Genomic DNA, 20,751 nt, shown 5'->3' on the forward strand with positions numbered 1-20,751 from the left:
GTCGACCCACCCGCGGTTCGCCCCGAAACCACGCCAGCCGGGCCCCGGGCGGCCACGCCACGGTTCGCGCACGGTGCGGGCACACCTGTTGCGTCGCTGCATCTCAGTAGTGAACCGCTCTTGGCAGCCGGCCGTTGAGGACTACACTAATCCTTAATGAGGTGCGGCCGGAGCCCGTGCCTCCAGGGAGACGCCGCCATGAATCGGCCACTGAATCGCATCCTGCCGCGCGTGACCGGTGGTGCATCGGTCTGGACGTGGATCAAGTGGTCGTTGCTGGCCGCGCTGGTGATCGCCGTCGCGATCATTGCGCGGCTCGTGATGACCGAGATCGCGACGTCGCGCATGCAGGCGCACTACCTGTCCGAACTCACCCGCGACGTCGGCTACACAGTCGAGGCGGGCACGAGCGACCACATCCGCTTCCCTGCCAACGGGCCGTACGACCAGCGCCTGGGTTATTCGATGATTCCCGCGTTCCAGCAACGTCTGCTCGCGCGCGGCTTCGTCGTCGGCAAGCAGGCGCGCGATTCCGACCGGATGCTGTCACTCGCCGATCACGGCCTGTTCCTTCCTTACGAAGAGAAAGACCAGACCGGGCTGATGCTGTTCGACTCGACCGGCTCGCCGCTGTTCGCGACCGTGTTCCCGCAGCGCGTCTACGCCGACTTCGACACGGTGCCGCGCGTGGTCGCCGATTCGCTGATGTTCATCGAGGATCGCTACCTGCTCGACGCGAACCAGCCGAACCGCAATCCGGCGATCGACTGGGGGCGCTTCAGCCGCGCGCTCGCCGACCAGGCGATGCACGTCGTCAACCATCACCAGGCGCGCCCGGGCGGCAGCACGCTCGCGACGCAGATCGAGAAGTTCCGCCATTCACCCGACGGCCGCACCGCGACGCCGCCGGAGAAGCTGCGCCAGATCGCGTCCGCGTCGATCCTCGCGTACCTGAACGGCCCGCAGACGATGCTCGCGCGCCGCGCGATTCTGGTGCGCTACCTGAACTCGGTGCCGCTCGCCGCGCGGCCGCACGTGGGTGAAATCACCGGTATCGGAGACGGTCTCGCCGCGTGGTACGGCCGCGACTTCAACGACGTGAACCGCATCCTGTCCGCGCCGACGACCGGTGACAACGTCGACGCACAGGGCAAGGCGTTCCGCGAGGTGCTGTCGCTGATCATCGCGCAGCGCGCGCCGTCGTACTTCCTGAATCACGGCTATCCGGCGCTGCAGAAGCTGACCGACAGCTACCTGCGGCTCCTGTCGAACGGCGGCGTGATCTCTCCCGCGCTGCGCGATGCGGCGCTCGCCGCGCAGATCGAGCGCAGCGCGCCACCGGCCGCCGCGCACGTGCAGTCGTTCGTGTCGCGCAAGGCCGTGTCGTCCGCGCGCGCGTCGCTGCTCTCGGCGCTCGGCATCAACGACCTGTACCAGCTCGACCAGTTCGACCTGGAAGCCACCAGCACGCTCGACAACGGCGTGCAGCAGGCGGTCGCCACCCGACTCGCGCTGGCGTCGACCCGCGCCGGTGCGCAGGCGGCCGGCCTGTACGGCTTCGAGATGCTCGCGCCGAAGGACGACCCGTCTCATCTGACGTACAGCTTCACGCTGTACGAGCATCGCAACGGCGCGAACATGCTGCGCGTGCAGACCGACAGCGTGAACCAGCCGTTCGACGTGAACCGCGGCGGCCGCATCAACCTCGGCTCGACCGCGAAACTGCGCACGCTGATCACCTACCTGCAGATCGTCTCCGAGCTGCACGCGCGCTACGGCAACCTGTCGAACGCACAACTCGCGCACGTGAAGCCCGATCCGATCGACGGGCTGTCGCACTGGGCGCTCGACTACCTGTCGCATACGCGCGACCGCTCGCTGCAGGCGATGCTCGATGCGGCGGTCGAACGCAAGTACTCGGCGAGCCCCGACGTGTTCTACACCGGCGGCGGCGCGCAGGTGTTCTCGAACTTCGAAAAGTCGGACAACGGCCGCATCCTGACGCTGCATACGGCGTTCGAGCATTCGGTCAACCTGGTGTTCGTGCGGCTGATGCGCGACATCGTCCATTACGAAATGCTGAAGGCGGCCGGCCCGTCGACGTCGTGGCTCGGCGATCCGGAGCAGCGCAAGCACTACCTCGAGCAGTTCGTCGACGGCGAAAGCAAGGTTTACGTGAAGCGCTACTACACGCGCTACGCGGGCAAGACGCCCGACGACGCGCTCGCGCTGATGCTGCAGGACGTGCGCAAGTCGCCGCCCAAGATCGCGACGGTGCTGCGCAGCGTCGCGCCGAACGAATCGCTCGCGTGGTTCGCGGCTCACATGCGCGCGCAGCTGAAGGGCACGCCGGCCGCGACGCTGTCGGACGACGATCTCGCCGCGCTCTATGCGAAGTACGCGATCGACCGCTTCAACCTCAACGATCGCGGCTACATCGCGAGCGTCCACCCGCTCGCGCTGTGGACCCTCAATTACCTGCGCGCCCACCCGAACGCGCCGCTCGCCGACGTCCAGCGCGACAGCCGCGATGCGCGCTTCTACACGTACTCGTGGCTGTACAAGACCCGCTACCACGCGACCCAGGACCGCCGCATCCGCCGCATGGTCGAGTTGCGCGCGTACGGGGAAGTCACGAAGGCGTGGCGCGCGCTCGGCTACCCGTTCGCGGAAGTCACGCCGTCGTACGCGGCCGCGATCGGCGCATCGGGCGACCAGCCGGATGCGCTCGCGAAACTGATCGGCCTGATCGCGAACGGTGGCCAGAAGGCACCGACCGAGACGATCACGCGCCTCGACTTCGCGAAGGGCACGCCGTACGAAACGCGCTTCGTGCGCGCGGCCGCGCAGCCGCAGCCGGTGCTGTCGCCCGAGATCGTCAACGTGGCGCGCACGCTGCTGCGCGACGTCGTGCAGCACGGCACCGCGCGGCGTCTCGCGGGCGGCTTCACGCTGCCCGACGGCAAGACGCTCGAGGTGTACGGCAAGACCGGGACGGGCGACCAGCGCTTCAATGTCTACGCGCGCGGCGCGCGGCTGATCGAGTCGCGCAAGGTCAATCGCAGCGGCACGTTCGTGTTTGTGCTCGGCGACCGCTTCTTCGGCGTGCTGACGGCGACCGCGCACGAGCCGTACGCGGCGCGCTACGACTTCACGAGCGCGATGGCCGTGCAGTTGCTGAAGTCGATGGCGCCGGCGCTCGCGCCGCTGATCGAGCGCCCGGTCGAAGCCGGCACGCGCACGACGGGCCCCGCGCCGCAGGCGGAAACGCCCACGCCGCAGGCCGCGCCGGTCGAGCCGTCCTGACGGCCGCCCGCACGCTCACGCGACGACGCGCCGCTCAGTGCGAGCGGCCGTCGAAATGCGTGACGGGCAGCGCGTCGATATCGACATCCTCGAGGCATCGCACGTTGATCGCGGCCATCGCGGTGCCGTTCGGATGCGTACCCTCGCCGAACGCGTGAATCCCGCAGCGCTTGCAGAAGCGATGACGGATCACGTGCTTGTTGAACATGTAGGTCGACAGATTGTCGTCGGGCGTGAGGAGCGTCATGTGGTCGCGCGGCACGAACCACATCAGCGCGCCCTTGCGCCGGCAGATCGAGCAGTTGCAGGCCATCACGCCCTGCAGGTCGCCTTCCGCCTCGAACTTCACGTCGCCGCAGTGGCAGCTTCCGCGATAGAGCATGGTCGTCTCCCGGTGCGGCCCGTGCGCGACGACGGCGCCCGGGCGGGACACCGTTGGCCGGGCCGATCCATGCAGGTACAGTAGCGCGCACATGCGCCGCACGCAATGTCCGGCGGCGCCCGTCCCGACCCGCCCCAAACCAAGGAAAACCGTCATGCTCGAACTGCGCCCCGGCTGCGAATGCTGCGACAAGGACCTGCCGCCCGATTCGGCGGAGGCGCGCATCTGTACCTTTGAATGCACGTTCTGCGCGACCTGCACCGAAGAGGTGCTGAAGGGCCGCTGCCCGAACTGCGGCGGCGACCTGGTCGCTCGCCCGCGCCGGCCGGCGAGCCTGCTCGCGAAGTATCCGGCGTCGACGGAGCGCATCCACAAGCCGGGCGGCTGCGCGAACGCCTGACGGCGCTGCCTCGCCCGCCGCTTCCCGTCACGACATCTCGATCCGCGCGCGCGTGATCGCAAGCAGCGACGCCATCGCGCGGCGCGCGCCGTCCTCGTCGCGCACGCCGATTGCGTCGGCGACGGCCGCATGCTCGGCGAGCGACGCATTGAACACGTGCGCCCGGCGTGCGTTCAGGTGCAGTTGCGCCTCGAGCGTGCGGTCGATCAGCGCGCCGAGCGGCACCAGCAGCTCGTTGCCGCCGGCCTCCAGCACGCTCAGGTGAAAGCGCAGGTCCGCGCGCACCCATTCGTCGACGTTGCGCGCGGCGGCCATCGCGCGCACCGCGTCCTCGATTGCGTCGAACGCGCCCGGCCCGTGCGCACGCGCGGCCAGCGCGGCCGCGTGGGGCTCGATCATTTCGCGCATCTCCTGCAGCTTGAGCGCGAACGCGAGCGGCGGCGCGACCCGCGCGTACCAGTCGAGCAGGTCGGCGTCGAGCAGGTTCCATGCGCGGCGCGGCCGCACACGCGTGCCGACCTTCGGCCGCGATTCGACCAGCCCCTTCGACGTCAGCGTGCGCAGCGCCTCGCGCAGCACCGTGCGGCTCACGCCGAACATCTCCATCAGGTCCGGCTCCCGCGGCAGCAGCGATTCGGGCGGATAGTCGCCACGCAGGATCGCCGTCGCAAGGCGGAAGGATGTCTGTCCATGCAGGTCGCGTTGAATGATCGTTCTCCGTTGGCGGGCACGCCGCGGCTGTCCACTATCTGCACAATAGTGCTATTAATACTATTTTTTATCCCGCTACGCTAGGATAACCGTCACGTACTCGACGGCGCCGCGTCCGCACGTCCACGCCGCTCAACCCAGGAGACTCGCGACATGAAAATCATCCGCCTCGAAACCTTCGTCGTCCCCCCGCGCTGGCTGTTCCTCAAGATCGAAACCGACGAGGGCATCGTCGGCTGGGGCGAGCCGGTGGTCGAGGGCCGCGCGCACACGGTCGAAGCCGCCGTGCAGGAGCTCGCCGACTATCTGGTCGGCAAGGATCCGCTGCTGATCGAGGATCACTGGCAGGTGATGTACCGCGCCGGCTTCTACCGCGGCGGCCCGATCATGATGAGCGCGATCGCGGGCGTCGACCAGGCGCTGTGGGACATCAAGGGCAAGCATCACGGCGTGCCGGTGCATGCGCTGCTCGGCGGCCAGGTGCGCGACCGCATCAAGGTGTATTCGTGGATCGGCGGCGACCGGCCGAGCGATGTCGCGAACAACGCGCGCGCGGTGGTCGAGCGCGGCTTCAAGGCCGTGAAGATGAACGGCTCCGAGGAACTGCAGATCGTCGACACCTACGACAAGGTCGAGCAGGTGATCGCGAACGTCGCGGCGGTGCGCGACGCGGTCGGCCCGCACGTCGGGATCGGCGTCGACTTCCACGGCCGCGTGCACAAGCCGATGGCGAAGGTGCTCGCGAAGGAGCTCGATCCGTACAAGCTGATGTTCATCGAGGAGCCGGTGCTGTCGGAGAACGCCGAGGCGCTGCGCGACATCGTGAACCAGACCAACACGCCGATCGCGCTCGGCGAGCGGCTCTACTCGCGCTGGGACTTCAAGCACATCCTCGCGGGCGGCTACGTCGACATCATCCAGCCCGACGCGTCGCACGCGGGCGGCATCACCGAGTGCCGCAAGATCGCGACGCTCGCGGAAAGCTACGACGTCGCGCTCGCGCTGCACTGCCCGCTCGGCCCGATCGCGCTGGCCGCGTGCCTGCAGCTCGATGCGGTCAGCTACAACGCGTTCATCCAGGAACAGAGCCTCGGCATCCACTACAACCAGGGTAACGACCTGCTCGACTACCTGCGCAACCCCGAGGTGTTCCGCTACGAAGACGGCTTCGTCGCGATTCCGCAGGGCCCGGGGCTCGGCATCGACGTCAACGAGGAGAAGGTGCGCGAGATGGCGAAGACCGGCCACCGCTGGCGCAATCCGGTGTGGCGCCACGCGGACGGCAGCGTCGCGGAGTGGTGATGCAGAGGTGAAGTGAGATGAGATGACGTGCGATGCACGGCGGACCAGCCGCGCATCGCGCGTCGAGACGGCCGCCCGACAGGCGGCCGTTCTTGCATCCGCGGCATGCGGCTCACGCGACTCATGCGGGGGCGAGGCCCCGCGCCGAACCGGTCGTCAGCCGAGCGCCGCGAACCCCGGCACGCAGAACGACAGCACGGCGGCCGCGACGAACACGGCGATCATCGTCAGCGCTTCGAGATGCAGGATGTTGCGGAACGTGTGCGCGTCTTCGGTCGACGCGGTACGGCGCAGGCGCGGCAGCGCGGAGAAGCGGTTCAGCCCGCCGAGCACGAGCGCGAGCGCGACGAGCAGCAGCTTGAGCAACAGCACGCGCCCCCACGTGCTGCCGTCGAGCGGCGCGAGCGAGCCGCCGAGCCCGCGCAGCGCATTGAGCACGCCGGTGCCGAGCACGAAGACGACCGCGATCGCCGACGTCCGCGACAGTTGCTGGCCGATCCGGATCAGCGCGCCGCGCGCAACCGACGAACCGAGCACCGGCAGCACCGCCAGCCCGGCCGCGAGCACGAGGCCGCCCCACACCGCGGTGGCAAGCAGGTGCAGCGTCTGCACGCCGACCGCCGCGGACAGCGGGCCCGTGTCGGCCGCATGGCCGAGCGACGCCTTGCCGGCCGCGACCACGATCACCGCGAGCCACAGCACCGCGTGCGCGAGCGGGCCCTCGGGCTTCGCCAGCGCGACGATCGCGAGCAGCACGGCGCCGGCGAACGCGACGCTCCACGCAAAGCCCGCATGCGTCTGCATGAGCATGGTGGGGATCGCAGCGAACGCACCGCCGAGGCCCGCGCCGCTCATCGACGCGGCTTCATACACGAGCCACCCGAGATCGGCGAGCACGAGCGCCAGCGCCGCCGCGACCAGCGAATGTTGCGCGCGCAGCCAGGCATGATGCGACGGCGCGACGACCGGTCGCGCGCCGTCCTTGCCGAGCCACCCCTTGAGCAGCGCCGAGCCGACCGCCATCGCGAACGTCGCGTCCATCAACGCCGCGAGCGCGACCTGCCCGATCCACAAGCTGTCGATCCTCATTGCGCGCGCCCTCCCGGAAACGGCCGGCCGGCGGCGCGGCGGCAAGTGGAACGACAGCGGGAAGACGGCAACGGCACGGTAGGGAACGTCATCGATGAATCCGGAAACGGGGGAAATGACTGGATCTGCGGCGGAGGCGGCGCCGCGCGACCCGCGAGTGTACGGTCTTCGATGGTCAAAGCGCACGCCGGTTCACATCATCCGTACATATAGCGCGGCAAATTGTCGCAAGTCGCAAACAGACAGGAACCCATGTCCTTTTGCCAAATAGCCGCCATTACCCATCGATGATAGAATGCCGCGTCGCAGCAGCCCGGCTGCCCTGCCATCCATGCGCCGAGCCGATCGTAGCCCGGACAGGTCCCCGACGAATAAACATGGAGTCTCGTGTGTCTTCAAGACGCCTCTTCCGTCCGTTGCTCGCCGTTCTCTTGATCGGTGGCGCGGGCCTTATGAGCGCTGCTCAAGCGCAGACCAAGCCCACGGAGCAAGCGCACGCCCAGCAGGCGCCGCTCAAGGCACCCGATACGATGGCCGAGCGTGTGCGCGGCTGTACCGCATGCCATGGCGTTCACGGCCAGGGCACGGACAACGACTATTTCCCGCGTCTTGCCGGCAAGCCGGCCGAGTACCTGTACAACCAGCTCGTCAACTTCCGTGACGGACGGCGCAAGTACCCGCCGATGAACTACCTGCTGACGTACCTGAACGACGATTACCTGAAAGAGATCGCCGAGCACTTCTCGGCCGAGCGTCCGCCGTACCCGACGCCGGCCAAGCCGGCGCTGCCGGCCGCCACGCTCGCGCGCGGCAAGCAACTCGTCACGCAAGGCGATCCGTCCCGCAAGCTGCCGGCCTGCGTGGCCTGCCACGGCGCTGGGCTGACCGGCATGCAGCCGGCGATCCCGGGCCTCGTCGGCCTGCACGCCGATTACCTGAGCGCACAGCTCGGCGCATGGCGCTCGGGCAACCGCCACGCAAAGGCACCGGATTGCATGCACGATATCGCGTCGAAGCTGTCGGATGAAGACGTCACGGCCGTGACCGCGTGGCTCGCCGCGCAACCGGCGCCCGCCAACCCCGTGCCGGCCCCGGCGCGTTCGATGAAGACTCCGCTCGCCTGCGGCAGCGAACCGCAATAAGGCAAGGGAGACAGACACAATGAAACGCAAGTCCCTGTTTGCACTCTCGGCTGTCGCGATCGTCGCGGCCGTCGCCCTCGTGCCGGTCCTGTGGCCCGGCAACGACACGCTGCACGGCGCTGCCGCCGTCGCGGCCACGCCGGCCGACCAGGCCGCGCTGATCAAGAAAGGCGAATACCTCGCGCGCGTCGGCGACTGTATCGCGTGCCACACCGTGCGCGGCGGCAAGTCGTTCGCGGGTGGCCTGCCGATGGCGACGCCGTTCGGCACGATGTACACGCCGAACATCACGCCGGACGACAAGGACGGCATCGGCAAGTGGACGTCGGACGACTTCTACCGCGCGATGCACACCGGTCGTTCGAAGGACGGCAGCCTGCTCTACCCGGGCTTCCCGTTCGCGAGCTACACGAAGGTCACGCGCGCCGATTCGGACGCGATCTACGCGTACCTGCGTTCGGTCCCGCCGGTCTCGGTGCCGAGCCGTCCGCACGAACTGAAGTTCCCGTTCAACAACCGCAACCTGCTGATCGGCTGGCGCACGCTGTTCTTCAAGGAAGGCGAATACAAGCCGGATCCGACCAAATCGGTCGAATGGAACCGCGGCGCGTACCTCGTCGAAGGCCTCGGCCACTGCTCGATGTGCCACACGTCGATCAACATGATGGGCGGCCCGGTGAGCTCGGCAGCCTTCGCGGGCGGCCTGATCCCGCTGCAGAACTGGTATGCTCCGTCGCTGACGAACGACAAGGAACTCGGCCTCGGCGACTGGCACGTGCAGGAGCTGTCCGACCTGCTGCAGGCCGGCGTGTCGAACAAGGGCGCGGTATTCGGCCCGATGGCCGACGTCGTGCACAACAGCCTCCAGTACATGAACGACGAAGATACGCGCGCAATGTCGACGTACCTGAAGTCGATCCCGCAGAAGGCTGAAGCGCCGAAGAACATGCAGTACGAGCCGTCGAAGCAGTTTGGCAACACGCTGTTCGACCAGGGCAAGAAGATCTACGCGGACAATTGCGCGACCTGCCACGCCGAAACCGGCTCCGGCAAGCCGCCCGCGTATCCGCCGCTCGCGGGCAACCATTCGATCGTGATGGAATCGGCAGTCAACCCGATCCGCATGGTGCTGAACGGTGGCTACCCGCCGAGCACGTTCAAGAATCCCCGTCCGTACGGGATGCCGCCGTTCGCACAGTCGCTGTCGAACCAGGAAGTTGCGGCAGTCGTCACGTATATCCGGATGTCGTGGGGCAACAACGGTACGCCGATCTCGCCGCAACAGGTGAGCGACCTGCGTTCCGCGCCGCTTGACTAAATAACGCGCGACACAGACGGGGGCGCGGCTGCGGGAAAACCGCAGCCGCGCCCCTTTGCTTTTTGCGACGCCATTCCCCGCGCAGGCCGCGCGAGGCGTCGCAGATCATAAAACTCCAGAGTGGTATCTATGTCTTTCGAATCTCTCGGCTTGGCCGAACCGCTGGTCAAGGCGGTCAATGAGCTCGGCTACACATCGCCGACCCCCATCCAGCAGCAGGCCATCCCCGCCGTCCTCGGCGGCGGCGACCTGCTCGCCGGCGCACAAACCGGCACCGGCAAGACCGCCGGCTTCACGCTGCCGATCCTGCAGCGCCTGCACACGTACTACGCCGAGCATCGCGGTGCGAAGCGCGCGGTGCGCGCGCTGATTCTCACGCCGACGCGCGAACTCGCCGCCCAGGTCGAGGAAAGCGTGCGCGCGTACAGCAAGTACGTGAAGCTGCGCTCGACCGTGATGTTCGGCGGCGTCAGCATCAATCCGCAGATCGACGCGCTCAAGCGCGGCGTCGACATCGTCGTCGCGACGCCGGGGCGTCTACTCGACCACATGCAGCAGAAGACGATCGACCTGTCGAATCTCGACATCCTCGTGCTCGACGAAGCCGACCGGATGCTCGACATGGGCTTCATCCACGACATCAAGCGCGTACTGGCGAAGCTGCCGCCGCAGCGCCAGAACCTGCTGTTTTCGGCTACGTTCTCCGACGAGATCAAGTCGCTGGCCGACAGCCTGCTCGATTCGCCGGCGCTGATCGAAGTCGCGCGCCGCAACACCACCGCGGAAAGCGTCGCGCAGAAGATCCACCCGGTCGATCGCGATCGCAAGCGCGAGCTGCTCACGCACCTGATCCGCGAACACAACTGGTTCCAGGTGCTCGTGTTCACGCGCACCAAGCACGGCGCGAACCGGCTCGCCGAACAGCTGACGAAGGACGGCATCAGCGCGATGGCGATCCACGGCAACAAGAGCCAGTCGGCCCGCACGCGCGCGCTCGCGGAGTTCAAGAGCAGCACGCTGCAGGTGCTGGTCGCGACCGACATCGCCGCACGCGGGATCGACATCGACCAGTTGCCGCACGTCGTCAACTTCGACCTGCCGAACGTGCCGGAAGACTACGTGCACCGTATCGGCCGCACGGGCCGCGCAGGCGCGACCGGTGAAGCCGTGTCGCTCGTATGCGTCGACGAGAAGCAACTGCTGCGCGACATCGAGCGGCTGATCAAGCGCGAGATTCCGCAGGAAGTGATCGCGGGCTTCGAACCCGATCCGAGCGCGAAGCCGGAACCGATCCAGCAGCGCCGCGGGCAGCAGCCGCGTGGCGGCAATGCCGGCGGCGGCGGCGGCAATCGCCAGCCGCGTGCAGGCGGCTCAGGCCAGCCGGCCGCGAAGCGCGAAGGCAGTGCGCAGCCGAAGGCCGCGAAGGCAGCCAAGCCGCGCACGGCCGGCGGCGCGGGCGGCAATGCCGGCGGCGGCGCTCGTCCGTCCGGCGGCAATAGCGCACGCCCCGCGAGCGGCAACGCCGCGCACCCGAACCGCAACCGTTCGTCGCGCAGCGGCCAGCGCGGTCACTGAAGCCGCGCCGCCGCGCGCCGCAGGTGCTCGACCTGGCTTTGCCAGCGCGCGAGCACCTCGGCGCGCGCATCCCCTTCCAGCGCAAACGTGACGCCGGTCGCGAGACGCGCATAGCCGACCCGCTGCGCATCGCCGTGCGCGATCGTCGCAGCGAATCCGGCCAGTCCGCCGAAGTCTCCTTCGAGCGGCTCGATCCTCAGTTGTGCCTGAAAGAATGCGCCGTCCGCGACGAGCGTCAGCGCGGCCGCGCGCCGCTGCGCGATCGCACGCGCCGCGCGCGATTGCGGCCATAGCGCGAGCAGCAGCGTATGCGCGTCGCGCGCATGGATTTCGCCGACGCTAAGCAGCGTCGTACGCAACTGGCCGTCGTCGGTCGCGACGATCAGCGACGCGGCGAAGTCGGCGTGACGCTCGAGCGCGGTGCCGTCGAACAGCGCGACGACGGCCGGCGGCCACGCGTCGAACGTCCATTGCTCGAGCGCGTGGCGATGGGAATCGGTCATGATGGCGGCCCCGGTGAAAAGCAGACGATGATGCCGCAGCATACGCGCTGAGCCGCGCGGTGACGATCAGCGCATGAACACGTGCCGCGTGATCTTCGTCAGCGGATAGTGGACGCCCGGCTGGATCTTCGCGGGCAGGTCGAGCGGCTTGAGCAGCATCTTCACGCACATGTCGGCCGACAGGTTGCGCCGCACGAGCGAGCTGATGCGGGCGACGCGCTCGCGGTTGTACTGGCTGTCGCCGACGCGATCCGGATAGCGGATCGCGAACACGTGGCGCAGCGCGATCTCCGAATCCTCGTTCTTGATTTCCATCACGCGGCGCATCAACGCGCCGAGCACCGCGAGCCGGCCGTTGCCTTCGAGCTTGTTGTACTTCTTGAAGAACTTGAAGAAGTGCTTGTAGTGACGCACTTCGTCGGTGCGGATGTTGTCGGTGATTTCCTTCAGCACCGGCTCGTCCGAGCATTCGTTGATCGCGCGATAGAGCGTGGCCGTGCCCGTCTCGACGACGCAGCGTGCGACCATCTCGAGCGCGCGGGTCTTCTCGAATGCGTCGACCGAGCAGGTCTTCGAATACTCGGCGAAGAAATTCGCGAACGCGGTATCCCAGTCGAACTCGGGCCACACGTGCGCGATGTACGCCTTCAGCGCGCGCCCGTGCTGCAGTTCCTCGGGCTCCCACGCACTGTTGAGCCACGCGGATACTTCCGGGTCGTCGTTGAAGAACTCGCTCAGGTTGCTCGTGTAGAGATCCGAGCCGCTTTCGATGAACGACGACGCGCACAGCAGCAGCAGCAGATCCTCGTTTGCGGCGGCACGCTGACGATCGATCCGGTTCAGGTCGATGTCCTCGATACGCCACGGCATGACATGCGTCGTTTCAGTAGGCATGGTGGTGCGCTCCCAGTCGTCGCGCGGCCGCGCGGCCGATGCCTTCGGCACGGGCCCGGCGCGCCCGCAGGCGACGTGTTGCTTGCATTTTTAGTGGATTGGTCCGGCCGAACCATGCTGGCATCTTAGCCGCACTTGAATGTTCGTGCTTCAAAGCACTGACCATGCCCAACAGGCGCAGTTCCGCCGCGGATGTTGCGGTTCGTTAGACGAGTTCTTCGAACCGGTTGCGCACGCTCGACGGTAGGCGCGGCATCAGGCAAAACGGGCGGCCATTCGGCCGCCCGTCGCGCGCAACAAACTGGAAGCGTTCCGTCAGAAACCGGCCGCGAGGCCATCGCGACGGCTGTCGCTCGCGGCCACGTAGCCGCGGTCGGGATCGTCGGGATCGAGGCGCCACACGAACTGCCCCGAGCCGAAATCCATGTAAGGATCGTCGATCGACTTGATCGTATGGCCGCGCGCGGCGAGCGCCTCGACCGTCTCGCGGTTCATCGTCGCCTCGACGTCGAGCGTGAAGTCGCGATTGACCTTCCAGCGCGGCGCGCAGCAGGCAGCCTGCGGCTGCTGTCCATAGCCGAGCATCCGCACGATGGTCTGCAGATGGCCCTGCGGCTGCATGTCGCCGCCCATCACGCCGAAGCTCATCACGGCCTCGGTGCGGCCGTCGATCTCCTCGGTGACGAACGCCGGGATGATCGTGTGGAACGGCCGCTTGCCGCCCGCGACGACGTTCGGTGAGCCCGGGTCCATCGAGAAGCCGTGCCCGCGGTTCTGCAACGCGATGCCCGTCCCGGGCACGACGAGCCCCGAGCCGAAGCCCATGTAGTTCGACTGAATAAAGCTCACCATCATCCCGCGCTCGTCCGCCGCCGACAGATAGATCGTGCCGCCCGATTGCGGCCGCCCGGCGGCGAAGTGCGTCGCGCGCGTGCGATCGATCAGCTTCGCGCGTTCGGCGAGATACGCGTCGTGGAGCATCTGTTCGGGCGTCAGTTCCATCGCGCGCGGATCGGCGACGTAGCGATAGACGTCCGCGAACGCGAGCTTCATCGCCTCGATCTGCAGGTGCTGCGAGTCGACCGAATCGACGGGCCATTCGGTCACGCCCGCATGCTCGGCGATCCCGAGCGCGATCAGCGCGGCGATGCCCTGCCCGTTCGGCGGGATCTCGTGGATCGTGTGGCTGCCGAAGCGCTTGCCGATCGGCTCGACCCATTCCGGGCGGTACCCGTGCAGATCGGCTTCGGTCAATGCGCCGCCGCCTTCGCGCGCGAACGCCGCGAGCTGCCCGGCGAGCGCGCCCTCGTAGAAGGCGCGCGGGCCGTCCTTCGCGAGCGTGCGCAGCGTCCGCGCATGGCCCGGCAGGCACATGCGCTCGCCGACGAGCGGTGCCCGCCCGCGCGGCATGAAAGTATCGGCGAAGCCCGGCAGCCCCTGCAGCTCGGGCACCGCGGCCGCCCACTTGTGCGCGACGATCGGCGACACCGAATAGCCGCGCTCGGCGAGCTCGATCGCCGGCTCGAGCAGGTCCGCGAACGGCAGCGAACCGAACTTCGCATGCAGTGCTTCCCAGCCCGCGATCACGCCCGGCACCGTCACGGTGTCCCAGCCGCGCGTCGGCTTGTTCGCGATGCCGTGCGCGTCCTCGCCGTGGCGCTTGCGGAAGTAGTCGGGGTTCCACGCGGCCGGCGCGACACCCGACGCATTCAGCCCGGACAACCGCCCGCCGTCCCATACGAGCGCAAACGCATCGCCGCCGAGCCCGCACGACACGGGCTCGACCACGGTGATCGCGGCCGCGGCGGCCAGCGCCGCATCGACGGCATTGCCGCCCTTCCACAGCATCCGCAGCCCGGCCTGCGCGGCAAGCGGGTGCGACGTCGACACGACGTTGCGCGCAAACACCGGAATGCGGATCGTGGGATACGGGTTGTGCCAGTTGAAGCCAGTCATCGGTTCCACCTCGTCGAAAGCTGAATGAACGCGCCGCGCGCAAGATCGGCGTGCGCGGACAGTCCGCCATTGCAGCGCGATCCGTGCGATCGCGCAAATTCATTTGTCAAATGAATCCATGCACTTTCCGCATGAATGAAGGGCCACCGTGCGCCCTGCGCCGGCCGAACGCCCTTCCCGCCCCTTACAATACGCGCTCCGCCTCACGATCCGACCGCCCAGCCATGACCCGAGATCCCCGCCTCACCCTCAACGCGCGCCAGCAGGAATTGCTCGAATGGGTGCAGCGCGACGGCTTCGTGACCGTCGACGATCTCGCCGCGCACTTCGCGGTCACGCCGCAGACGATCCGCCGCGACGTCAACTGGCTCGCGGACCTGAACCTGCTGCGCCGCTACCACGGCGGCGCGAGCCTGCCGACCAGCTCGGAGAACGTGTCGTACACCGCGCGCCAGCGGATGTTCCACGACGAGAAGCGGCGCATCGCGGCGCTGGCGGCGTCGCACATCCCCGACCAGGCCTCGCTGTTCATCAACCTCGGCACGACGACCGAGGAAGTCGCGCGCGCGCTGAATCGCCATCACGGGCTGCACGTGATCACGAACAACCTGAACGTCGCGTCGATGATGAGCGGCTATCCCGACTGCGAGGTGCTGATCACGGGCGGCATCGTGCGGCCGTGGGACAAGGGCATCGTCGGCGAACTCGCGATCGACTTCATCCGCCAGTTCAAGGTCGACTACGCGATCATCGGCACGTCGGCGATCGAGGCCGACGGCACGCTGCGCGACTTCGACACGCGCGAGGTGCGCGTGGCCGAGGCGATCATGCAGCATGCGCGCACGGTCTATCTCGTCGCCGACCACTCGAAGGTCGGCCGCCCGGCGCTGGTGCGCCAGGGGCATCTGAGCCAGGTCCATGCGCTCTTCACCGACAAGCCGCTGCCGCCGGAGATGGCCGACGCGGTGGCCGCCGCGGGCACCGAAGTGTACGTCGCCGAATGACACTTCCGATGCTGCACCGCACCCGAAACTTCAAGTGAAATCAAGAAGTTGGCGCACCGACCGAACCGCTAGCGGCCCGCGTGCCTGTCAAACTGAAAATTAACGGGGCACGATTTGTCGTTGCCCGCGCGCTCGACTAGACTCCAGTTCCCCGGCCCGTTCGCACGATGCCCGTGCCAAGGCGTGTGCGAATCCCAAGGCCGGCGAATACAGCTTTCCCCCCAAGCCATACCCCGCGGGGTATCGCGCAGCGGCGTTCGCGCCAGCCGCGCGGGCATACTGGTCGCCATGGAGAGAACGATGCTGAGTCCGCATGAATTCGCCACGCTATTGCTTGTGAAGGATGCTCCCGATCAAACCAACATGGATCGGGACGAAATCGACGCACTGCTCGAACAGCAGCTCGTCCGCCTGGAAGGGCTCGGCTCGGGACGCAAATACTGCGTGACCGAGACCGGCGACGCCGCATTGCGATCTATCAGATACCGATATTCATGAAACACCACTGATCCTGACCTGAGCGCGCCGGCCGGATTCCCGGCCGCGCCGCTTTTCCCGCTTGTCCCGCTTTTCCCGCCTCCCTCAGCTTTCCCGCGTCATCCGCCGCGCAACGTCGGATCGACCGCGGCCCGCCAGCTGACGGCCTGTGCGCGTGCGCCGTTGAAATACGCGACCCAGCCGGCGCGCCCCGCCGCATCGGGTGCCGCATAGCGCGCCGAAAGTTCGTTTACGAACGTGCAATAGTTCGCTTGCGTGAGTCCGCGATACCGTTTCGCCACGTACGCGTCGTACAGCGTCGAGTAGACCGGCTGCGCGTCCGCGCCCCAATCGTGGGCGGTGCCGCCGCACGACGTCTGCAGGTCGACGAATGATGGCGCACGCCAGTTGCCGGCAAGCGGCGGCGTGCCGGCGCTGCACCCTGCCAGAACGACGGCGCAAACGCCGGCCCACATCCCAATACGCATGATTCACCTCGCGAAACGGTCGATTCCGCCAGTATCGTCCGGGATCGCCGCGCGCGCTACTGGCCCCGCTTTTTCGAACTTTACTTTTTCGATTTCGTTCGTTAAATTTCGAATTCGAACATTTCATGTTCGCCCATTTCCATCAGACGATAAGGACAGCAGGTGACCCAACCGAATCGCTACGATCTGCTCGTCGTCGGCGGCGGCATCAACGGCGCGGGCATCGCGCGCGACGCGGCCGGCCGCGGCCTGTCGGTCCTGCTCTGCGAGCAGGACGACCTCGCGTCGCACACGTCGTCGTGCAGCACGAAGCTGATTCACGGCGGCCTGCGCTACCTCGAATACAACGAATTCGGCCTCGTGCGCAAAGCGCTGCAGGAGCGCGAGACGCTGCTGCGCGCGGCGCCGCACATCATGTGGCCGCTGCGCTTCGTGATGCCGCACATGCCGAACCTGCGGCCGGCCTGGCTGATCCGCATCGGCCTGTTCCTCTACGATCACCTCGCGAAACGCGAACTGCTGCCCGGCTCGCGCGGCATCGACATGCGCCGCCATGCGGCCGGCACGCCGCTGATCGACTCGATCAAGCGCGGCTTCGTGTATTCGGACGGCTGGGTCGACGATGCGCGCCTCGTCGTGCTGAACGCGCTCGACGCAAAGGAGCGCGGCGCCGAGATCCTCACGCGCACGAAGCTCGTGTCGGCGGAGCGTCACGGCGACGAATGGGAAGCGCGGCTGCAGCACGCGGACGGCTCGATCCGCGTCGTGCGTGCGCGCGCGGTCGCGAACGCGGCCGGCCCGTGGGTCGGCGACGTGCTGCACGGCGCGCTCGGCCGCGGCGCGCAGCACAGCGTGCGGCTCGTGAAGGGCAGCCACATCATCACGCGGCGCCTGTTCGATCACGACCACGCGTACATCTTCCAGAATCCGGACAAGCGGATCATCTTCGCGATTCCGTACGAGCACGACTTCACGCTGATCGGCACGACCGACGTCGAATACACGAACGATCCCGCGAAGGTCGCGATCGATCGCGACGAGACGCAGTATCTGTGCGATTCGATCAACCGCTACTTCAAGCGCAAGATCTCGCCGGCCGACGTGCACTGGACCTATTCGGGCGTGCGCCCGCTGCTCGAGGACGAGAACGCGGCGAACGCATCGGCCGTCACGCGCGACTACCGCCTCGAGCTGGACGACGGCGCCGGCGCGCCGCTGCTGTCGGTGTTCGGCGGCAAGATCACGACCTTCCGCAAGCTCGCGGAAGAAGCCGGCGACCTGCTGTGCGGCGCGCTCGGCCGCGATGCGAAGACCTGGACCGCCGGCGCGCCGCTGCCGGGTGGCGACATCGCGAACGCGAAGTTCGACGTGTTCGCCGATGCGTTCGCGAAGCGCCATCCGTGGCTGCCCGCCGCGCTTGCGCGCCGCTATGCGCGTGCGTACGGCACGCGTGCCGTACGCGTGGTCGACGGCGCGCGCTCGCTCGCCGATCTCGGCACCGAAATCGCGCCGGGCCTGCACGACGCCGAACTGCGCTACCTGCGCGACGTCGAATGGGCGACCTGCGCGCAGGACGTGCTGTGGCGTCGCTCGAAGCTCGGCCTGCACGTCGCGCCGGGCACGCTCGACGCGGTGACGGCCGCGGTCGACGCATGGTTCGCGGCCGCGCACGCGCCGCACGCATGATCCGCTTGCAGTTGCAGTTGCAGTTGCCTTACCGATGTTGATTCACCGACGCGCCGCCCGACATGCGGCGCGCATCACAACTACGCCGATCCACGGATGGAGATGAGAGACATGCAGGACCAGTACATCCTCGCGCTTGACCAGGGCACCACGAGTTCCCGCGCAATGCTGTTCGATCGCCAGGGCAATATCGTATCGATCGCCCAGAAGGAATTCGAACAGATCTACCCGCAACCCGGCTGGGTCGAGCACGACCCTCAGGAAATCTGGTCGACGCAAGCGGGCGTCGCGGCGGAAGCCGTCACGCGCACCGGCCTGAACGGCACGTCGATCGCCGCGATCGGCATCACCAACCAGCGCGAGACGACGATCGTCTGGGATCGCGAGACGGGCCAGCCCGTCTACAACGCGATCGTCTGGCAGGACCGCCGCACCGCCGACTTCTGCGATTCGCTGAAGAAGCAGGGCCTCGAGGCGAAGGTGCGCGCGAAGACCGGCCTGCCGATCGACTCGTACTTCTCCGCGACGAAGATCCGCTGGATCCTCGACAACGTGCCGGGCGCGCGCGACAAGGCGCGCCAGGGCAAGCTTGCGTTCGGCACCGTCGACAGCTGGCTCGTGTGGAACTTCACGAAGCACGAGCTGCACGTGACCGACGTGACGAACGCGTCGCGCACGATGCTGTTCAACATCCACACGCGCGAGTGGGACAGCGAGCTGCTCGAACTGCTCGACATCCCGCGCAGCATGCTGCCGGACGTGAAGGCGTCGTCGGAAATCTACGGCCACACGAAAACCACCGTGTTCGCGTCGAAGATCCCGCTCGCGGGCATCGCCGGCGACCAGCACGCGGCGCTGTTCGGCCAGATGTGCACGACGTCGGGCATGGTGAAGAACACCTACGGCACCGGCTGCTTCCTGATGATGAACACCGGCGACAAGCCGATCGAGTCGAAGAACAACCTCGTCACGACGATCGCCTGGCAGATCGGCGACGACGTGCAGTACGCGCTCGAAGGCAGCATCTTCATCGCGGGCGCGGTCGTGCAATGGCTGCGCGACGGCGTCGGCATCATCAAGACCGCCGCCGAAATCGAAGCGCTCGCCGCGAGCGTGCCGCATACCGACGGCGTCTATCTCGTGCCTGCGTTCGCCGGCCTCGGCGCGCCGCACTGGAACGCGCGGGCGCGCGGTTCGGTGTTCGGCGTCACGCGCGGCACGACGTCCGCGCACCTCGCGCGTGCGGCGCTCGATGCGATCGCGTACCAGTCGCTCGACGTGCTGGCCGCGATGGAGGCCGACTCGGGCATCAGCATCGGCGAGCTGCGCGTCGACGGCGGCGCGAGCGCGAACGACCTGCTGATGCAGTTCCAGGCCGACCTGCTCGGCGTCGACGCGGTGCGTCCGCAGATCACCGAGACGACCGCGCTCGGCGCGGCCTACCTCGCCGGCCTCGCGATCGGCTACTGGAAGAACCTCGACGAAGTGCGCAGCCAGTGGCAGCTCGATCGCCACTTCTCGCCGTCGATGCCGAAGGAGCAGGTCGAGCAACGCATGGCCGGCTGGCAGCGCGCGGTGCGCGCCGCCAAGGCATGGGCCGACGACACGCAGTAACCGCAGCACACCTATACAAACGAAATACAACAACACCGGCGGACCGCGCGGCGCGCGAGTCCGCCGTCATCTACGAGAGACAACATGTCACCTTATATTGCGGAATTCATCGGCACGGCGATCCTCGTGCTGCTCGGCAACGGCGCGGTCGCAAACGTGCTGCTTGCGAAGACCAAGGGCAAAGGCGCGGATCTGATCGTCATCGTGATGGGCTGGGCGATGGCGGTGTTCGTCGCGGTCTACGTGACGGCTTCGTTCAGCGGCGCGCACCTGAACCCGATCGTCACGATCAGCCTCGCGCTCGCGGGCAAGTTCGCATGGTCGAAGGTCGGCGGCTACATTCTTGCGCAGATGCTCGGCGGGATGGCGGGCGCGTTGCTCGTGTGGCTCGCGTATCGCCAGCACTTCGCGAAGGAAGTCGATGCGGACCTGAAGCTCGCGGTGTTCTGCACGGCGCCCGCGATCCGCAGCGTCACGCACAACGTGCTGACCGAAGCGATCTGCACGTTCGTGCTGATTCTCGGCGTGCTGTACCTCGCGTCGCCGCAGGTCGGCCTCGGCGCGCTCGACGCGCTGCCCGTCGGCTTGCTCGTGCTCGGCATCGGCATCTCGCTCGGCGGCCCGACCGGCTATGCGATGAGCCCGGCGCGCGACCTGTCGCCGCGCCTGATGCATGCGCTGCTGCCGATCCCCGGCAAGCGCGACAGCGACTGGCGCTATGCGTGGGTGCCGGTGATCGGCCCGCTGCTCGGCGGCGCCGCCGCGGCCGGCCTGTATCTGCGTCTGCACGCGATGGCCTGAGCAACGTTTCACTCGAGTTCGAGCGCGCGGCGGCAGTTGCCGCGCGCTTCCGGTTCCTCCGCCCTTCTCCCTCCACCCTCTTCCCTCCTGGCACGGCCGCTGC

General features: G+C 67.6%; 18 protein-coding genes. 11 read left to right on the forward strand and 7 right to left on the reverse strand.

The features are described from left to right. Window positions 1-198: 198 nt before the first annotated feature. The gene (locus tag LMA02_RS13715; protein WP_228905588.1) at window positions 199-3,306 is read left to right on the forward strand and encodes a biosynthetic peptidoglycan transglycosylase; all 3,108 of its coding nucleotides are present in this window, start codon (window positions 199-201) and stop codon (window positions 3,304-3,306) included. A gap of 34 nt (window positions 3,307-3,340) precedes the next feature. On the opposite strand, the gene LMA02_RS13720 is transcribed toward LMA02_RS13715, so the two are convergent. Next, the gene (locus LMA02_RS13720) at window positions 3,341-3,688 is read right to left on the reverse strand and encodes a GFA family protein (RefSeq protein ID WP_228905591.1); all 348 of its coding nucleotides are present in this window, start codon (window positions 3,686-3,688) and stop codon (window positions 3,341-3,343) included. Window positions 3,689-3,842: 154 nt separating this feature from the next. Here LMA02_RS13720 and LMA02_RS13725 point away from each other — a divergent pair, with 154 nt between their 5' ends. Then, complete coding sequence (locus tag LMA02_RS13725) at window positions 3,843-4,088, forward strand: DUF1272 domain-containing protein (protein ID WP_166723938.1); 246 nt, start codon at window positions 3,843-3,845, stop codon at window positions 4,086-4,088. Between the two features lie 27 nt (window positions 4,089-4,115). Here the strand turns inward: LMA02_RS13725 and LMA02_RS13730 are convergent, their stop codons facing one another. Beyond that, on the reverse strand, window positions 4,116-4,799 hold the full coding sequence (locus LMA02_RS13730) for a FadR/GntR family transcriptional regulator (RefSeq protein WP_228907646.1): 684 nt from the start codon (window positions 4,797-4,799) through the stop codon (window positions 4,116-4,118). Between the two features lie 153 nt (window positions 4,800-4,952). On the opposite strand from LMA02_RS13730, the gene dgoD reads away from it, so the two are divergent. Then, window positions 4,953-6,101, forward strand: a complete 1,149-nt coding sequence (dgoD, locus tag LMA02_RS13735; RefSeq protein ID WP_006751313.1) for a galactonate dehydratase — start codon at window positions 4,953-4,955, stop codon at window positions 6,099-6,101. Window positions 6,102-6,257: 156 nt separating this feature from the next. On the opposite strand, the gene LMA02_RS13740 is transcribed toward dgoD, so the two are convergent. Continuing rightward, window positions 6,258-7,190 (reverse strand): CopD family protein, encoded by a 933-nt coding sequence (locus LMA02_RS13740; RefSeq protein WP_228905592.1) that lies wholly within the window; start codon window positions 7,188-7,190, stop codon window positions 6,258-6,260. 377 nt (window positions 7,191-7,567) lie between these two features. On the opposite strand from LMA02_RS13740, the gene LMA02_RS13745 reads away from it, so the two are divergent. The 3 genes from LMA02_RS13745 (at window position 7,568) to LMA02_RS13755 (ending at window position 11,225) form a co-directional block, all read left to right on the forward strand. Next, a complete protein-coding gene (locus LMA02_RS13745; RefSeq protein WP_228905594.1) occupies window positions 7,568-8,332 on the forward strand; it encodes a c-type cytochrome in 765 nt (254 codons plus the stop codon). Window positions 8,333-8,351: 19 nt separating this feature from the next. Continuing rightward, the gene (locus LMA02_RS13750; RefSeq protein ID WP_228905596.1) at window positions 8,352-9,650 is read left to right on the forward strand and encodes a c-type cytochrome; all 1,299 of its coding nucleotides are present in this window, start codon (window positions 8,352-8,354) and stop codon (window positions 9,648-9,650) included. Window positions 9,651-9,779: 129 nt separating this feature from the next. After that, window positions 9,780-11,225 carry a DEAD/DEAH box helicase gene (locus LMA02_RS13755; protein ID WP_228905597.1) on the forward strand — a complete coding sequence of 482 codons (1,446 nt, stop codon included), beginning with the start codon at window positions 9,780-9,782 and terminating at the stop codon, window positions 11,223-11,225. On the opposite strand, the gene LMA02_RS13760 is transcribed toward LMA02_RS13755, so the two are convergent. From LMA02_RS13760 to LMA02_RS13770, 3 genes are all read right to left on the reverse strand, one after another. Continuing rightward, window positions 11,219-11,728, reverse strand: coding sequence for a hypothetical protein (locus LMA02_RS13760; protein WP_043173289.1), 510 nt, complete (start codon window positions 11,726-11,728; stop codon window positions 11,219-11,221). The two genes, LMA02_RS13755 and LMA02_RS13760, sit on opposite strands and share 7 nt — an antisense overlap. Before the next feature lie 66 nt (window positions 11,729-11,794). Continuing rightward, complete coding sequence (locus tag LMA02_RS13765) at window positions 11,795-12,622, reverse strand: ferritin-like domain-containing protein (RefSeq protein WP_006751307.1); 828 nt, start codon at window positions 12,620-12,622, stop codon at window positions 11,795-11,797. A gap of 315 nt (window positions 12,623-12,937) precedes the next feature. After that, the gene (locus tag LMA02_RS13770; protein WP_228905599.1) at window positions 12,938-14,578 is read right to left on the reverse strand and encodes a gamma-glutamyltransferase family protein; all 1,641 of its coding nucleotides are present in this window, start codon (window positions 14,576-14,578) and stop codon (window positions 12,938-12,940) included. Window positions 14,579-14,802: 224 nt separating this feature from the next. On the opposite strand from LMA02_RS13770, the gene LMA02_RS13775 reads away from it, so the two are divergent. Next, window positions 14,803-15,582, forward strand: a complete 780-nt coding sequence (locus LMA02_RS13775; protein WP_012364650.1) for a DeoR/GlpR family DNA-binding transcription regulator — start codon at window positions 14,803-14,805, stop codon at window positions 15,580-15,582. Between the two features lie 300 nt (window positions 15,583-15,882). Further along, window positions 15,883-16,080 (forward strand): hypothetical protein, encoded by a 198-nt coding sequence (locus tag LMA02_RS13780; protein ID WP_228905601.1) that lies wholly within the window; start codon window positions 15,883-15,885, stop codon window positions 16,078-16,080. Window positions 16,081-16,178: 98 nt separating this feature from the next. Here LMA02_RS13780 and LMA02_RS13785 read toward each other — a convergent pair whose 3' ends face one another. Beyond that, window positions 16,179-16,547 carry a hypothetical protein gene (locus LMA02_RS13785; protein ID WP_228905603.1) on the reverse strand — a complete coding sequence of 123 codons (369 nt, stop codon included), beginning with the start codon at window positions 16,545-16,547 and terminating at the stop codon, window positions 16,179-16,181. Window positions 16,548-16,709: 162 nt separating this feature from the next. Between LMA02_RS13785 and glpD the strand changes: the two genes are divergently transcribed. The 3 genes from glpD (at window position 16,710) to LMA02_RS13800 (ending at window position 20,648) form a co-directional block, all read left to right on the forward strand. Beyond that, window positions 16,710-18,233 carry a glycerol-3-phosphate dehydrogenase gene (glpD, locus tag LMA02_RS13790; RefSeq protein WP_228905604.1) on the forward strand — a complete coding sequence of 508 codons (1,524 nt, stop codon included), beginning with the start codon at window positions 16,710-16,712 and terminating at the stop codon, window positions 18,231-18,233. A gap of 111 nt (window positions 18,234-18,344) precedes the next feature. Continuing rightward, window positions 18,345-19,847 (forward strand): glycerol kinase GlpK, encoded by a 1,503-nt coding sequence (gene glpK, locus LMA02_RS13795; RefSeq protein WP_228905606.1) that lies wholly within the window; start codon window positions 18,345-18,347, stop codon window positions 19,845-19,847. 84 nt (window positions 19,848-19,931) lie between these two features. Next, window positions 19,932-20,648 (forward strand): MIP/aquaporin family protein, encoded by a 717-nt coding sequence (locus LMA02_RS13800; RefSeq protein WP_014896123.1) that lies wholly within the window; start codon window positions 19,932-19,934, stop codon window positions 20,646-20,648. Window positions 20,649-20,751 lie beyond the last annotated feature (103 nt).

Origin of the sequence: Burkholderia sp. B21-005 (assembly GCF_020843965.1) — a bacterium.
Taxonomy (GTDB): Bacteria; Pseudomonadota; Gammaproteobacteria; order Burkholderiales; family Burkholderiaceae; genus Burkholderia; species Burkholderia ambifaria.

What these genes read in the sequence shown, in the direction of transcription:
- LMA02_RS13715 (WP_228905588.1), top strand. Translation starts at nt 199, where the DNA reads ATGAATCGGCCACTGAATCGCATCCTGCCGCGCGTGACCGGTGGTGCA.
- LMA02_RS13720 (WP_228905591.1), bottom strand. Translation starts at nt 3,688, where the DNA reads ATGCTCTATCGCGGAAGCTGCCACTGCGGCGACGTGAAGTTCGAGGCG.
- LMA02_RS13725 (WP_166723938.1), top strand. Translation starts at nt 3,843, where the DNA reads ATGCTCGAACTGCGCCCCGGCTGCGAATGCTGCGACAAGGACCTGCCG.
- dgoD (WP_006751313.1), top strand. Translation starts at nt 4,953, where the DNA reads ATGAAAATCATCCGCCTCGAAACCTTCGTCGTCCCCCCGCGCTGGCTG.
- LMA02_RS13740 (WP_228905592.1), bottom strand. Translation starts at nt 7,190, where the DNA reads ATGAGGATCGACAGCTTGTGGATCGGGCAGGTCGCGCTCGCGGCGTTG.
- LMA02_RS13745 (WP_228905594.1), top strand. Translation starts at nt 7,568, where the DNA reads ATGGAGTCTCGTGTGTCTTCAAGACGCCTCTTCCGTCCGTTGCTCGCC.
- LMA02_RS13750 (WP_228905596.1), top strand. Translation starts at nt 8,352, where the DNA reads ATGAAACGCAAGTCCCTGTTTGCACTCTCGGCTGTCGCGATCGTCGCG.
- LMA02_RS13755 (WP_228905597.1), top strand. Translation starts at nt 9,780, where the DNA reads ATGTCTTTCGAATCTCTCGGCTTGGCCGAACCGCTGGTCAAGGCGGTC.
- LMA02_RS13760 (WP_043173289.1), bottom strand. Translation starts at nt 11,728, where the DNA reads ATGACCGATTCCCATCGCCACGCGCTCGAGCAATGGACGTTCGACGCG.
- LMA02_RS13765 (WP_006751307.1), bottom strand. Translation starts at nt 12,622, where the DNA reads ATGCCTACTGAAACGACGCATGTCATGCCGTGGCGTATCGAGGACATC.
- LMA02_RS13770 (WP_228905599.1), bottom strand. Translation starts at nt 14,578, where the DNA reads ATGACTGGCTTCAACTGGCACAACCCGTATCCCACGATCCGCATTCCG.
- LMA02_RS13775 (WP_012364650.1), top strand. Translation starts at nt 14,803, where the DNA reads ATGACCCGAGATCCCCGCCTCACCCTCAACGCGCGCCAGCAGGAATTG.
- LMA02_RS13780 (WP_228905601.1), top strand. Translation starts at nt 15,883, where the DNA reads ATGCTGAGTCCGCATGAATTCGCCACGCTATTGCTTGTGAAGGATGCT.
- LMA02_RS13785 (WP_228905603.1), bottom strand. Translation starts at nt 16,547, where the DNA reads ATGCGTATTGGGATGTGGGCCGGCGTTTGCGCCGTCGTTCTGGCAGGG.
- glpK (WP_228905606.1), top strand. Translation starts at nt 18,345, where the DNA reads ATGCAGGACCAGTACATCCTCGCGCTTGACCAGGGCACCACGAGTTCC.
- LMA02_RS13800 (WP_014896123.1), top strand. Translation starts at nt 19,932, where the DNA reads ATGTCACCTTATATTGCGGAATTCATCGGCACGGCGATCCTCGTGCTG.